Below are 13,458 nucleotides of genomic sequence, written 5' to 3' on the forward strand. Positions count from 1 at the left end.
CTTATTTTTATGGCAGGCGCGCAGAGACAGCAGATAGCCACTATTGGCGCTATCTCTGTATAGCCTAAATCGGCGGAGGGTTTTGTAACTTAAGGTTAACGGCGGGGTACCATTGTTGGAGCGGATGAGCACCTTGTGGCGAGGGGGCTTGCCCCCGTTCGGCTGCGAAGCAGTCGTAAAATCCAGACAACTTAGTCTGTCTGGACGGGCGCCGGGGGCCGCTTCGCGACCCAACGGGAGCAAGCTCCCTCGCCACATGTGTTGTGGCTTAGGACAAAACAGTCCACAACGCAAACCCGGCATACCAAAGCACTGCCGCGCGCAGCAGCAGTTCCCAGATCCGGTCCAGGCTGTTGATGCCGTCCGGCCCGACCATCGGCGCCGGAATTTCACCGGCCACCAACCCAACTTTCTCGATCAGTTGGGCGGCGCTGATGTTCCAGTTCAGCAGCTCGTGCAGCATCACCCGGCCGACCGCGACAAAGTTGCCGACCAGCGCAAAACTCGCCGCTAGCAGTCGCACCGGTACCCAATCGAACGCATGACGCAGCTGTGCCGCTCGCTCGACCACGGCCGGGTTCTGCCCGTGCTCCTCGGCCAGCGCCAGCAGTCGATAGCTCAACGCGGCAACCGGGCCCAGCAGGAAGTACCAGAAGATCACCGCGAAAAAACTCTGATAGGCCTGCCACAGCAGATGCCCTTCAACTCGCTCCAGCAGTTGCTCGCCGCTGTCGGCACAAATATTCAGGTCGCGTTTGGCCACATGAGCGGCGGCTTGCAGGTCTTCCCGGCGCCAGGCATCGCGGAACGGCCCGAGGCCGGCCAGCAGATCACCTCGGCCCAGACTGTAAATCACCACCAGCAAGTGCACCGGTAACGCCAGCAAACCGTAGGCTACCGGCTCCAGCACCACCAACAGCAAACCCAGCAGCGCCACCGGCAACAACACCAGCACCACCAGTATCAGCCACGGACGGTTTGTCATGCGTGGGTTGGCTTCAAGCTTGTTCAGCTCGCGCACCCAACCGCCATCACGTTGAACCTGATGGCGCAGAGCCGAGAACTTCTCGATCCACACCGCCAACAGCAGCACCAGAAAACTCATTGTTACTCCTTTTTTTCCTGAGCAGCTTTTGCCAGAGACGCGCGATAGCGTGCCCAGTCAAACGCCGGTCCCGGATCAGTCTTGCGCCCGGGTGCGATGTCGCTATGCCCGCAGATGCGTTGTGCGGTGATACCCGTGAAGGCGCTTTGCAGCTGTCGGGTCAGGGCCGTCAACGCTTGATATTGGGCGTCGGTGAACGGCAGATCATCCGTGCCTTCGAGCTCGATGCCCACGGAAAAATCGTTACAGGTATCCCGTCCTTCGAAACACGAGACGCCAGCGTGCCAGGCGCGCTCAAGACAAGAGACAAACTGAGTGACGGCGCCGTCACGTTCAATCAGAAAGTGCGCAGACACCCGCAGGTCGGCGATTCCTGCAAAGTAGGGATGTTCCGTGACATCCAGACGATTCTGGAAAAATTCCTGCACCTTGCCGGTCAGAAACTGCGCTGGCGGCAGACTGATGTTGTGGATCACCAGCAGGGAGATTTCGCCCTCGGGGCGCGCATTGAAGTTGGGCGAGGGGCATATGCGCACGCCCTGACACCAACCGCTCGCGGGGTCCAACTGCATACAGGTTCCTTCAACGACGACTGTGTTGGTGCCCAGTATGCCGCGATAGACCCTCGGCGCGCGATCACTTGCCGCGATTGAGACGCCGCAGGTTGCCCAACACCGATTCCAGCGCCCGGTCGAACAGCAAGGTATCGTCCAGCGTTCGCACCGCACCACGCCGGAACTCCAGGGCCAGACCGGTGCGACTGTGCTCCTGCACTTTCATCCCGGTACGGTTGACGAAGATGTACTTGCCGGTGGCTTCAATGATCGCCGCCAGCTTGCAGCGCAGGGTGTTTTCCTCATCTTCCTGAAACTCGACCCAGCAGCCCAGGCGCAACTGATCGACTTGAAGCAAAGCGACATCGTCCTCCGGCAAACACATCGATGCTGTCTCGAGCGGGCCTTCGTCAGCGCTGCGAAGCACGATTTGCTGCTGCACTTCGACCATCATCGGTGCGTCAACGGCCATGCTTTTCTGGCCTGGACGTTCGAACAGCTGGACGTGCAAAGCTTCCAGCTTGCTGAAAAACTCGCCGGTGGCGAACGGATCGAATGCCGAGCTGTTCAAACCATCGCGCAACGATTTGAGCAACCCCGGCACCAGCGCCAACAAGCGCACGCTCACGTCGGGTTCATCATGGCGCTGCACGCTCCAGATCAATTGCTCCATGGTCTGCACATCGGCGTGCCATTCGGCGGACTGATCACCGTGCTTGAGGCAGGTCAGCAACAGCACTTTGCTCCAGGCCTCCTGGACAAACGCCACCACACTGTGCGGCAGCACCTTGCCCACCAACGCCTGGTTCAGCGCTTGCTCGACGCGCTGACGCGCCAGTTCGGTCCTGGCGCGGCCCTCTTCGGCGTCACGGGTGCGCTGCTCGAGTAATTCGCTGCGACGGCGCTCGTCATGGGTGAAGGCGAGAAAATCCGCCAGCAATTCGGAAAAGATTGCCGGGTCATCGACAAAGTCGTTCAGCAAACGCTGCACCACTTGCTCGATGCGCAGGTACAGGCTGTCGCGCTCATGGTCATCGCACTCGCCCCAGCCCATGGCTGCTGCGGCGATTTCGTTGAGTAAGCGCCGGGCCGGATGGCTGCTGCGACTGAAGAAGCTCTTGTCGAGCACCGCGACTTTCAGCATCGGGATCTGCAAACGGCCGATCAGCGCCTTGAGCGAGTCCGGCAGGTTGCGGTCATCGAGGATGCATTCGAAGAGCATGGCGATCAGGTTGATCACGTCTTCGTCGGCCACCCCCACCACACGCGATTTGCCGCTTTTGACGCTGCCCCGGGTCAGCAGTTGTTCGAGCTGGTTACGCAGATCGAAGTCGTCTGGAGCCGCCAGTGCCGGTACGTATTGCTGCAAATGCGAGAGCAGGCGCAGCAGGTCGCGGGTTGAGATGGGCTGGGTCTGGGCGCTGACCTCCAGGGTCGGCGCAACGCTGCCACGCACGTGGAACAGCAATTCCTGCAAGGCGGCGAAGACTTCCTGCACGCCTTCGTCAATCTGCGTATTGCCAGTTTGCACGCCTGTCTCGGCGGGATCAGCATGAACACTCGCAGCCGCCCGATCGGTGGCACGCCGCGCCGGGGCGGGCTTGAGGTCCGGCAGCACGCCGGTGGCGATCAGCAGTTGATTGGCTTCGGCGTAGAGCTGATCAGCATTGCTGAGCACATAGCGTTCGAACAGCTTGAGAATGATCAGCTTGACCTTGATCTCCATCCCCAGGTTGCGCCCGGCCTGCAAGAAATACTCGCAGAGCAGCGTCGGCCCCATGGGGTTTTGCCGTTCGATCAACGCCTTGCCCAGCAGCATGCTGAGCCGGGCTGTCAGTTGGTCGAGGGCGAAGCCGTCGCGGTTCAGCACTTTGCCGACCATGCCCTCCACCGCCACATTACGTTCCATGTCGTCTAACGGCACCGCGGCATCGAAAACCAGTGCCGGGGGAAAGGCAGCCTGAGAGGTGTCGTGATGAATGAGGCCGACGAAAGCCTCGGAGAATTGCTCGAGAAAACCGCGTTCGATGCTTTTGCGCTTGAGGCGCAAATCGCGCATGGCTTCGAAGAAGATGTTTTGCTCGACGTCGTTGCGGGCGCGGTCGGCCATCTCGAACAGGGTGTCGTCGGCGTTATCGAACAGCGCCTGCAAACCCTCCTTGAGCTGTTGCGCGGCCTTGTCGCGAACCTGAAGCAGAATCACGGGCAGGCGGGCGAGCGGTGAGTGAGTCGCCTGGTCGGTAGCGGCCTTGTGCAAAGGCACTACATTCCCGTCGTTGTGCATCCAAGCCTCCTGGAACGGTGATTCTTCGGTTCGTACGCAGGCCATACAGCCGACGCTCAACGGGGACAGTCATCACCCGTTGTCATTCAATAATAAGGAATCCAAAGTTACGTCAAAGCTATGACGTCAAACGAAAGGCGAATTATCTGCAAAAGACTCTCCTTGTGCCAGCAGACTCTGCCCGCCCCAAAGAAATAGACGTTTATGAGAGCCCCTTGCTTAACACCGATTGCTCGCACGAATCGACCAAATGCAGGTGGGCGAACGATGGAATGGGCGTTGATGCCTTGGGTTGCCTCGCAGCATGGCCCTATAATCGGGCCACTTTGTTTGTGGAGCCCGTTATGCCGAATCTACGTCTCGCCGATTTGACCGCCGAAATCGAAGCCAACGTGCGCCGTGCGTTGCTCGAGGACATCGGCAGCGGCGACATCACCGCGCAACTGATCCCGGCCGAACGCCTGGCCAAAGCCACCATCATCACTCGCGATGCGGCTGTTATTGCTGGTACCGCGTGGGTGGATGCGGTTTTCCGGCAATTGGACCCTCGGGTTGCCGTTCATTGGCAGGTGCGCGACGGCGAACGGGTGAAACCCAATCAGGTGTTGTTCCATCTCGAAGGCCCGGCGCGCTCGCTGCTGACAGGTGAACGCAGTGCTCTTAATTTCCTGCAATTGCTGTCCGGCGTGGCCACTCGCGCGCGGTACCTGGCCGATTTCGTCGCAGAGACCCAGGTGAAGTTGCTCGACACCCGCAAAACCCTGCCGGGGCTGCGCCTGGCCCAGAAATACGCCGTGACCTGCGGCGGTTGCCACAATCACCGCATCGGCCTGTATGACGCCTTCCTGATCAAGGAAAACCATATCGCCGCCTGCGGTGGCATTCCTGAAGCTATCAATGCCGCACACAAGATCGCCCCGGGCAAACCGGTGGAGATCGAAGTGGAAAGTCTGGCGGAGCTGAAGGAAGCACTGGCGGCGGGCGCTGACATCATCATGCTCGATGAACTGAGCCTGGCTGACATGCGCGAAGCTGTGCGCTTGAACGCCGGCAAGGCAAAACTGGAGGCTAGCGGCGGTATCAATGAAAGTACATTGCTGCCAATCGCCGAAACCGGGGTGGATTATATTTCCATTGGTGCGATGACCAAGGATGTGAAGGCTGTAGACCTGTCGATGCGCCTCAGTCTCTGAGGAGCTGTAAGCCATAAGCTACAAGCTACAAGCGGTTTCACTTTGCCTGTAGCTTGCGGCTTGAAGCCTGAAGCTTGTCGCTGTCAAACGACTAGATTATTCATCTCGCAGTACTCTTCCCACTCGACGCCCAATACCTCGGCCGCCTCCTTGTGCAGGGCCAAGCGCGCAGCTTCGAACTCTTCCGGGGTTGAGGTGTACTTGAGCGTCAGCTCCCACGGCTGCAAGCCCTGGGATTCAGCCTCATCCTCAAATGCCCACTGGATCTGGTCTTTCTGATCGTCGGCTGACAAGTCCTTGATCTCTTCGGCCAACTGAGGCGACTCAAGCAGGTACTTTTTAAGTGCTTCTTCGTTTCTGGCTTCTTGGGTCAATTCTTTAACGGTCATGGCGTTCTCGCTGATCTGGGGAATGGAAGATGGATCTGGATCATCAAGGATCTCTCTGACGCAAATAACCGTTTGAAGCCCGGTTTGTCTGGCCTTCAGAACCATTCGGGATCATCTGAAAACTGCTGGGCGATGCTCATGCAGACAACGAATATAGGACGTTTTGTCGATGATTTACACGGGTCTTTACATCTATCCCATAAAAAGCCACGTGCATAAGGTGCGAGAGGCCTTGGGAACATAAGTCGAAACCCAAAGTCATAGCGATGTGCCATATCGGCACGTCACAAGGAACCCAGTGATGCGCAGTTTTTCGAAGCTTTCGTCTACCCAGCTTGCGACCGCTACCCTGCTGCTCGGCAGCCTGACATTGGCCGGCACTGCTCAAGCGGCTGTCGAAGTCACCTCTGACCCTGCGTTGTACTCCGACAAAATCTGCGCCCTCCACAATTCATTCGGCAAGGACACACTCGTCAGAACCAGCGTCAGCATCGATGATCTGGAGAGCCTGCAAAAAACCGTGAAGACCAATGCCATGGAGCTGGAAAGCCAGAAGCGCACCCTCAGCGAACAAACCCGTCAGATCGAAGAACTCAAACGCAATAGCGGTTCCAGCTCAAACTCCAGCAGCAAGGAGATTGACGATCTCAAACGCACGGTCAATGAGCAGGAACGCGATCTGAACAACCTTGGCAAGCAAGTGGAAGAGCTAAAGCGCAATAGCGGCTCCAGCTCAAGCTCGAACAACAGCGAAATCTCCAGTCTCAAACGGGAGATCAGCGATCAGGATCGCGCGATGGATCAGCTCAAACGCACCGTTGAGGATCTGAGCAGAAAGGTGAAATAAGCGAGAAGTGGTGCCCGAGACAGGAATCGAACCTGCGACCTTCGCGTTACGAGTGCGCTGCTCTACCGGCTGAGCTACACGGGCTGTGGGCTAAACCTAGCACTGGCTTCGAGGTCCGGCAACTTGTGGCGAGGGAGCTTGCTCCCGCTCGGCTGCTCAGCAGCCGTAAACTGGTACACGCAGTGGCCTGGCGTAATGCATCAGGGTCGCTTCGCAACCCAGCGGGAGCAAGCTCCCTCGCCACAGTAAGTTCATGCTCAATACTTTCCTGCACACAAAAAAATGCCCCGCCATTTTCACGGCGGGGCATTTTTTATAACGTTGAAGCGGTCAGGCGTGGGAGTGATTAAACGCCCGAAGCCTTGGCTGCTGCTACGTCTTTGATGGACAGCTTGATACGGCCGCGGTTGTCCACGTCCAGTACCAGTACTTCCACTTCCTGGCCTTCTTTCAGGATGTCGGTCACTTTCTCAACGCGAGCATCGCTCAGCATCGAGATGTGAACCAGACCGTCCTTGCCCGGCAGGATGTTGACGAATGCGCCGAAGTCGACGATGCGTTCAACCTTACCGACATAGATCTTGCCGATCTCGGCTTCCGCGGTGATGCCCAGAACGCGCTGACGCGCAGCTTCTGCCGCTTCCTTGGTTTCGCCGAAGATCTTGATCGAACCGTCGTCTTCGATGTCGATCGAAGCCTTGGTTTCTTCACAGATCGCACGAATGGTCGCGCCGCCTTTACCGATGACATCACGGATTTTGTCGGTGTCGATTTTCATCGCGATCATGGTCGGAGCGTTTTCCGACAGCTCGGTACGCGACTGGCCAATGATCTGGTTCATCTGACCGAGGATGTTCAGGCGCGCTTCCAGGGCTTGGCCCAGAGCGATTTCCATGATTTCTTCGGTGATGCCCTTGATCTTGATGTCCATCTGCAGCGCGGTAACACCTTTGGCGGTACCCGCTACTTTGAAGTCCATGTCGCCGAGGTGATCTTCGTCGCCCAGGATGTCGGTCAGGACGGCGAATTTCTCGCCTTCTTTAACCAGACCCATGGCGATACCGGCAACCGGTGCCTTCATCGGAACGCCGGCATCCATCAGAGCCAGGGAAGCGCCGCAGACCGAAGCCATGGAGCTCGAACCGTTGGACTCGGTGATTTCCGACACAACACGGATGGTGTACGGGAACACGTCGGCAGCAGGCAGCATCGCCTGAACCGAACGACGGGCCAGACGGCCGTGACCGATTTCGCGACGACCAGCGCCACCCATGCGACCACACTCACCTACCGAGAACGGAGGGAAGTTGTAGTGCAGCATGAACGGGTCTTTTTTCTCGCCTTCCAGGGTGTCCAGCAGCTGTGCGTCACGGGCAGTACCCAGAGTCGCGACTACCAGGGCCTGGGTTTCGCCACGGGTGAACAGTGCCGAACCGTGGGTCTTCGGCAGAACGCCGACTTCGATGTTCAGCGGACGTACGGTCTTGGTGTCGCGACCGTCGATACGTGGCTTGCCGTTAACGATGTTTTCGCGAACGGTGCGGTATTCGATTTCACCGAAAGCCGCTTTGACTTCAGCGGAAGTCGGTTGGCCTTCTTCGCCGGACAGCTTGGCAACCACCTGGTCTTTCAGTTCGCCCAGACGTGCATAACGGTCGGCTTTGACGGTGATGGTGTAAGCCTGGGAGATCGCTTCGCCGAACTCGGCACGGATAGCGCCCAACAGTGCGGTGGCTTCCGGCTGAGGAGCCCAGGTCCAGGTTGGTTTGGCAGCTTCAGCGGCCAGCTCCTTGACGGCGTTGATCACCACCTGGAACTCGTCGTGCGCAAACAGTACAGCGCCCAGCATCTGGTCTTCGGTCAGCTCTTTGGCTTCCGATTCAACCATCAACACGGCTTCCGAAGTACCGGCAACGACCATGTCCAGGCTCGAAGCTTTCAGCTGTTCGTAAGTAGGGTTCAGCAGGTAACCGGTGCTTTCATGGAACGCAACGCGGGCAGCGCCGATCGGGCCATCGAAAGGAATGCCGGAGATGGCCAGGGCAGCCGAGGTACCGATCATCGCAGCGATGTCCGGATCGGTCTTTTTGCTGGTGGAAACGACGGTGCAGACAACCTGCACTTCGTTCATGAAGCCTTCTGGGAACAGCGGACGGATCGGACGGTCGATCAGTCGGGAAGTCAGGGTTTCTTTCTCGGAAGGACGGCCTTCACGCTTGAAGAAACCGCCAGGGATCTTACCGGCAGCGTAAGTCTTTTCCTGGTAGTGAACGGACAGAGGGAAGAAGCCCTTGCCTGGATCGGCTTGTTTGGCACCGACAACGGTCACCAATACGCTGACGTCGTCGTCAACGGTGACCAATACTGCGCCGGAGGCCTGACGGGCGATACGGCCAGTCTCGAGGGTAACGGTCGACTGACCGAACTGGAATTTTTTGATTACCGGGTTCACGGTGTCCTACCTTCTTTTGTGGCTCTTGGGGAACTTGTCTTCTTGCGAAATTCTTGGGCAATGTCGGGAATCGGCCCAACGCCTGTCCAGGGTAAAACGACTATCCAGATAAAACTTGAGGCTGGGAGCCTGCCATGCGCCAGCGGGAAACCCACTGACGCACGACAGACAACCAACCTCTAGCGCAATCGCTTATTAGCGACGCAGACCCAGGCGACCGATCAGAGTCTGGTAACGACCCAGATCCTTGCCTTTCAGGTAGTCCAGCAGCTTACGACGCTGGTTTACCATGCGGATCAGACCACGACGGGAGTGGTGATCTTTACCGTTGGCCTTGAAGTGACCTTGCAGCTTGTTGATGTTGTGGGTCAGCAGTGCAACTTGCACTTCTGGCGAACCAGTGTCACCAACAGCTTGCTGGTAGTCAGCTACGATTTGAGCTTTTTCTTGAACGTCGAGAGCCATGAGGCAATCCTTTTATCAGGAAACTGTTTCAAAGAAACAGCTTCAACAGGCCAGGGACAAATCCCTGTATCTATAAATGAGTAGTGACCGTGCCTGTTAACAGCCACACTCGCCGACCTGCTGTTACACAGGCCGGTTTCGGTCATTCTGACCGAATCAGTCGACGTGGCGCGATGCGCCCGTCTTCGCTCACTTCACCGATACCGATGAAACGACCATTGTGATCCTGTACCCGTACCATGCCGAACTTCGGTGCATCCGGGGCGCGTACCGGTTGGCCGTTAAGCCAGTAGAACGCGCTGTGCTCCGAGAAATGCAACAGTGGCCAGTCCAGCAGGCCGCTGTCCGATGGCATCAGGAAGCGGTCGACCGCTTCGTTGCCGCCTTCGGCATGTACCGCTTCAAGCTCTTCCAGAGTGACGGTCTGTGCAAGCGTGAAAGGCCCGGCCTGGGTACGTCGCAATTCAGCCACGTAAGCGCCACAACCGAGTTGCTCACCGATATCCTCCACCAGGGTGCGGATATAGGTGCCTTTGCTGCAATCCACCGCAAGCCGCGCAGTATCACCCTCAAAGGCCAGTAATTCCAAGCGCGCAATAGTAACAGAACGCGGTTCGCGCTCCACTACTTCGCCTGCACGGGCCAGCTTGTACAGCGGCTGCCCATCACGCTTGAGCGCCGAGTACATCGGCGGTATCTGACTGATTTGCCCACGAAATTTCGGCAGCACAGCTTCGATATCGGCGCGACCAACGGTCACCGGACGCTCCAGCAAAACTTCACCTTCGGCATCGGCCGTGGTGGTGGTCTTGCCCAGTTGCGCCAGGGTTTCATAACCCTTGTCGGAATCGAGCAGGTATTGCGAGAACTTGGTGGCCTCGCCAAAGCACAACGGCAGCACGCCGGTGGCCAGCGGATCGAGACTGCCGGTGTGCCCGGCCTTCTCGGCATTGAGCAACCAGCGAACCTTCTGCAATGCCGCGTTGGAGGTGAACCCCAGCGGCTTGTCGAGCAGGATGATGCCGCTGACGTTACGACGGATACGTTTGACCTGAGCCACCGATTACTCCTTGGCGTCTTCGGGTTCAGCCGCTACCGGGTGCTGATTGTCTTCAGCCACCGCACGCTCGATCAGGGCCGACAGGTGCGCGCCACGCACGACGCTTTCGTCGTAATGGAAGTGCAACTGCGGAACGCTGCGCAACTTCATTTCGCGAGCCAACTGCATACGCAGGAAACCGGCAGCTGCGTTGAGCACCTTGATGCTTTGCGCGATGTCGTCGCGGCTGTCCTGGCCCATCACGGTGATGAAGATCTTGGCGTGACCGACGTCACGGCTGACTTCAACAGCGGTAATGGTGACCAGACCGACGCGCGGGTCTTTGACTTCACGACGGATCAGCTGTGCCAGCTCACGCTGCATCTGATCGCCGATACGTTGGGTACGGCTGTATTCTTTTGCCATGTCTTGTTACCTGTTACTGCCCCACGGTGAAACCCGAGGGGTCTGAAAGCGGCAAACGCCCGGCCTGACAAAAGCCAGACCGGGCGTTGCGTTTAGAGTCCGGACGTTGCGCCGCGCATCTGCATGCAGCGGCTCATCGTGGCCCTTGAAGTGCGCGAGTTAGAGGCTGCGAGCAACCTGCACCTTCTCGAAGACTTCGATCTTGTCGCCGACCTTGACGTCGTTGTAGCTCTTCACGCCGATACCGCATTCCATGCCGGCACGTACTTCGGAAGCGTCATCCTTGAAGCGGCGCAGGGATTCCAGCTCGCCTTCGAAGATAACGATGTCTTCACGCAGTACACGGATTGGACGGTTACGGTGAACAACACCTTCGATAACCATGCAACCGGCGATCGCGCCAAACTTCGGCGAACGGAACACGTCACGCACTTCAGCGGTACCCAGGATGTTCTCGCGAACATCGCTGCCCAGCATACCGGTGAGGGCTTTCTTGACGTCTTCGATGATGTCGTAGATCACGTTGTAGTAACGCATATCCAGACCTTCCTGCTCGACGATCTTGCGAGCGCCAGCATCGGCACGCACGTTGAAGCCAAACAGTACAGCGTTGGAGGCCAGTGCCAGGTTGGCGTCGGATTCGGTGATACCACCGACACCGCCACCGACCACACGCACTTGCACTTCGTCGTTACCCAGGCCATTCAAGGCACCGTTCAACGCTTCCAGCGAACCACGGACGTCGGATTTGAGGACGATGTTGAGCGTCTTCTTCTCTTCCTGACCCATGTTCTCGAAGATGTTTTCAAGCTTGCCGGCGTGAGCACGGGCCAGTTTGACTTCGCGGAACTTTCCTTGACGGAACAGAGCCACTTCACGGGCTTTCTTCTCGTCGGCAACCACGCTCATCTCGTCGCCAGCATCCGGGGTACCGTCCAGGCCGAGAATCTCGACAGGGATGGAAGGACCGGCTTCCTTGATTGGCTTGCCGTTCTCGTCGAGCATGGCGCGAACGCGGCCATAGTTCGAACCGACCAGCACCATGTCGCCTTGGCGCAGGGTACCGTCTTGAACCAGAACGGTTGCAACCGGGCCACGACCTTTGTCGAGACGCGATTCAACCACGACGCCACGGCCAGGAGCCGAAGGGGTCGCTTTCAGTTCGAGAACTTCAGCTTGCAGCAGAACAGCTTCGAGCAACTCGTCCACGCCAGTACCGACTTTCGCCGAAACCGATACGAACGGGGTGTCGCCGCCCCACTCTTCCGAGGTCACGCCGTGAACCGACAATTCGCTACGGATGCGATCGAGATCGGCGCCCGGCTTGTCGATTTTGTTCACTGCAACAACCAGCGGAACACCAGCAGCCTTGGCGTGCTGAACGGCTTCAACGGTCTGCGGCATTACGCCGTCGTCCGCTGCAACCACCAGGATCACGATGTCGGTCGCCTTGGCACCACGGGCACGCATGGCGGTAAACGCGGCGTGACCAGGGGTGTCGAGGAAGGTGACCATGCCGCGTTCGGTTTCAACGTGGTACGCACCGATGTGCTGGGTGATACCACCGGCTTCGCCAGCAGCTACCTTGGCACGACGGATGTAGTCGAGCAGCGAAGTCTTACCGTGGTCAACGTGGCCCATTACGGTCACAACCGGTGCACGGGAGAACGCTTCACCTTCAAACTTCAGGGACTCGGCCAGGGAATCTTCCAGGGCGGTGTCGCTGACCAGGGTCACTTTGTGGCCCAGCTCTTCGGCAACCAGTTGGGCAGTTTCCTGATCCAGTACCTGGTTGATGGTCGCTGGAGTACCCAGTTTGAACATGAACTTGATGATTTCAGCAGCCTTGACCGACATCTGCTGGGCGAGATCGCCAACAGTGATGGTCTCGCCGATCTTCACTTCGCGCACAACAGGGCCGGTTGGGCTCTGGAAACCGTGGGCGTTGCGTTTCTTCAGCTTGGCCTTGCCGCGACCACCACGACGGAAGCCATCGCTTTCTTCGTCGGTAGTACGTGGCGCAACACGTGGAGCAGGCGCTTTTTCCTTGACCGAAGCACGATGCGGAGCGTTTTTGCGCTCGCCATCGCCACTGCCACGACGATTGGCATCGTCGGCACGTGGTTTGTCCGGACGACGCTGTTCGTCGCGTTTGCGAGTGTCGGCCGCTGGTGCTGGTGCAGCTGCAACAACCGGCGCGCTTTCACGCACTGGCTCAGCTACTGCAGCAGGCGCTGCAACGGCGTCGTTAGTAGCGGTTTGCGCAGCCGCAGGCTGGCGACGCGCTTCTTCTTCGGCGCGACGCTTGGCTTCTTCTTCAGCCTTCTGACGAGCAGCATTTTCTACTGCGCGGCGTTCTTCCAGTTCGCGTTTGCGCTCGGCTTCGATTTCTTCCGGGCTGCGTTGTACGAAGACTTTCTTCTTGCGTACTTCAACGCTGATGCTCTTGCTACCAGCAACACGCAGGGTGCTGGTGGTTTTGCGCTGCAATGTAATCTTGCGCGGTTCTTCCACTTTCGCCTTGTGGCTGCTCTTCAAGTGAGTCAGCAAAGACTGCTTCTCACTATCGCTCACACCTTCATCGGCGGCGGTGTGCGGCAGACCTGCCTCACGCATCTGCTGCAACAGGCGCTCTACCGGTGTTTTGACCTCATCGGCCAGTTGTTTCACCGTGACTTGCGTCATGCACTTCTCTCCTCAGGCC

11 protein-coding genes and 1 tRNA gene are annotated in these 13,458 nt (G+C 58.2%); 2 read left to right on the plus strand and 10 right to left on the minus strand.

Translation table 11 applies throughout. The features are described 5' to 3' along the window. Nucleotides 1–268 precede the first annotated feature (268 nt). From ampE to AC1RQB_RS04860, 3 genes are all read right to left on the minus strand, one after another. Nucleotides 269–1,105, minus strand: coding sequence for a regulatory signaling modulator protein AmpE (gene ampE, locus AC1RQB_RS04850; protein WP_063341580.1), 837 nt, complete (start codon nt 1,103–1,105; stop codon nt 269–271). A 2-nt stretch (nt 1,106–1,107) separates the two neighbouring features. Next, the gene (gene ampD / locus AC1RQB_RS04855; RefSeq protein WP_063341581.1) at nt 1,108–1,677 is read right to left on the minus strand and encodes a 1,6-anhydro-N-acetylmuramyl-L-alanine amidase AmpD; all 570 of its coding nucleotides are present in this window, start codon (nt 1,675–1,677) and stop codon (nt 1,108–1,110) included. Between the two features lie 64 nt (nt 1,678–1,741). Beyond that, a complete protein-coding gene (locus AC1RQB_RS04860) occupies nt 1,742–3,943 on the minus strand; it encodes a DUF1631 domain-containing protein (protein ID WP_063341582.1) in 2,202 nt (733 codons plus the stop codon). A gap of 344 nt (nt 3,944–4,287) precedes the next feature. On the opposite strand from AC1RQB_RS04860, the gene nadC reads away from it, so the two are divergent. After that, entirely contained in the window at nt 4,288–5,136 is an 849-nt protein-coding gene (gene nadC / locus AC1RQB_RS04865) for a carboxylating nicotinate-nucleotide diphosphorylase (RefSeq protein ID WP_063341583.1), read from the plus strand. Nucleotides 5,137–5,219: 83 nt separating this feature from the next. Here the strand turns inward: nadC and AC1RQB_RS04870 are convergent, their stop codons facing one another. Continuing rightward, nucleotides 5,220–5,525, minus strand: coding sequence for a DUF6388 family protein (locus AC1RQB_RS04870; RefSeq protein ID WP_063343895.1), 306 nt, complete (start codon nt 5,523–5,525; stop codon nt 5,220–5,222). A gap of 301 nt (nt 5,526–5,826) precedes the next feature. Here AC1RQB_RS04870 and AC1RQB_RS04875 point away from each other — a divergent pair, with 301 nt between their 5' ends. Further along, a complete protein-coding gene (locus AC1RQB_RS04875) occupies nt 5,827–6,372 on the plus strand; it encodes a hypothetical protein (RefSeq protein ID WP_063341584.1) in 546 nt (181 codons plus the stop codon). Nucleotides 6,373–6,380: 8 nt separating this feature from the next. On the opposite strand, the gene AC1RQB_RS04880 is transcribed toward AC1RQB_RS04875, so the two are convergent. The 6 genes from AC1RQB_RS04880 to infB all read right to left on the minus strand — a co-directional run bounded on the left by AC1RQB_RS04880 (nt 6,381) and on the right by infB (nt 13,439). Next, nucleotides 6,381–6,456: transfer RNA gene (locus AC1RQB_RS04880), tRNA-Thr, on the minus strand. 262 nt (nt 6,457–6,718) lie between these two features. Next, nucleotides 6,719–8,824 (minus strand): polyribonucleotide nucleotidyltransferase, encoded by a 2,106-nt coding sequence (gene pnp / locus AC1RQB_RS04885; protein WP_007900459.1) that lies wholly within the window; start codon nt 8,822–8,824, stop codon nt 6,719–6,721. A 195-nt stretch (nt 8,825–9,019) separates the two neighbouring features. Beyond that, on the minus strand, nt 9,020–9,289 hold the full coding sequence (gene rpsO / locus AC1RQB_RS04890; RefSeq protein WP_003177875.1) for a 30S ribosomal protein S15: 270 nt from the start codon (nt 9,287–9,289) through the stop codon (nt 9,020–9,022). Between the two features lie 142 nt (nt 9,290–9,431). After that, on the minus strand, nt 9,432–10,349 hold the full coding sequence (gene truB / locus AC1RQB_RS04895; protein WP_007900465.1) for a tRNA pseudouridine(55) synthase TruB: 918 nt from the start codon (nt 10,347–10,349) through the stop codon (nt 9,432–9,434). Between the two features lie 3 nt (nt 10,350–10,352). Beyond that, nucleotides 10,353–10,754 carry a 30S ribosome-binding factor RbfA gene (gene rbfA / locus AC1RQB_RS04900; protein WP_063341585.1) on the minus strand — a complete coding sequence of 134 codons (402 nt, stop codon included), beginning with the start codon at nt 10,752–10,754 and terminating at the stop codon, nt 10,353–10,355. Nucleotides 10,755–10,913: 159 nt separating this feature from the next. Next, on the minus strand, nt 10,914–13,439 hold the full coding sequence (infB, locus tag AC1RQB_RS04905; protein ID WP_063341586.1) for a translation initiation factor IF-2: 2,526 nt from the start codon (nt 13,437–13,439) through the stop codon (nt 10,914–10,916). Nucleotides 13,440–13,458: the final 19 nt, after the last annotated feature.

Source organism: Pseudomonas sp. GW822-FHT02E03, from assembly GCF_058802325.1.

Bases quoted from the DNA above. Each gene is read 5' to 3' on its own strand.
- AC1RQB_RS04875 (WP_063341584.1), top strand. From the start codon at position 5,827: ATGCGCAGTTTTTCGAAGCTTTCGTCTACCCAGCTTGCGACCGCTACC.
- rbfA (WP_063341585.1), bottom strand. From the start codon at position 10,754: ATGGCAAAAGAATACAGCCGTACCCAACGTATCGGCGATCAGATGCAG.
- infB (WP_063341586.1), bottom strand. From the start codon at position 13,439: ATGACGCAAGTCACGGTGAAACAACTGGCCGATGAGGTCAAAACACCG.
- ampE (WP_063341580.1), bottom strand. From the start codon at position 1,105: ATGAGTTTTCTGGTGCTGCTGTTGGCGGTGTGGATCGAGAAGTTCTCG.
- rpsO (WP_003177875.1), bottom strand. From the start codon at position 9,289: ATGGCTCTCGACGTTCAAGAAAAAGCTCAAATCGTAGCTGACTACCAG.
- ampD (WP_063341581.1), bottom strand. From the start codon at position 1,677: ATGCAGTTGGACCCCGCGAGCGGTTGGTGTCAGGGCGTGCGCATATGC.
- nadC (WP_063341583.1), top strand. From the start codon at position 4,288: ATGCCGAATCTACGTCTCGCCGATTTGACCGCCGAAATCGAAGCCAAC.
- AC1RQB_RS04860 (WP_063341582.1), bottom strand. From the start codon at position 3,943: ATGCACAACGACGGGAATGTAGTGCCTTTGCACAAGGCCGCTACCGAC.
- AC1RQB_RS04870 (WP_063343895.1), bottom strand. From the start codon at position 5,525: ATGACCGTTAAAGAATTGACCCAAGAAGCCAGAAACGAAGAAGCACTT.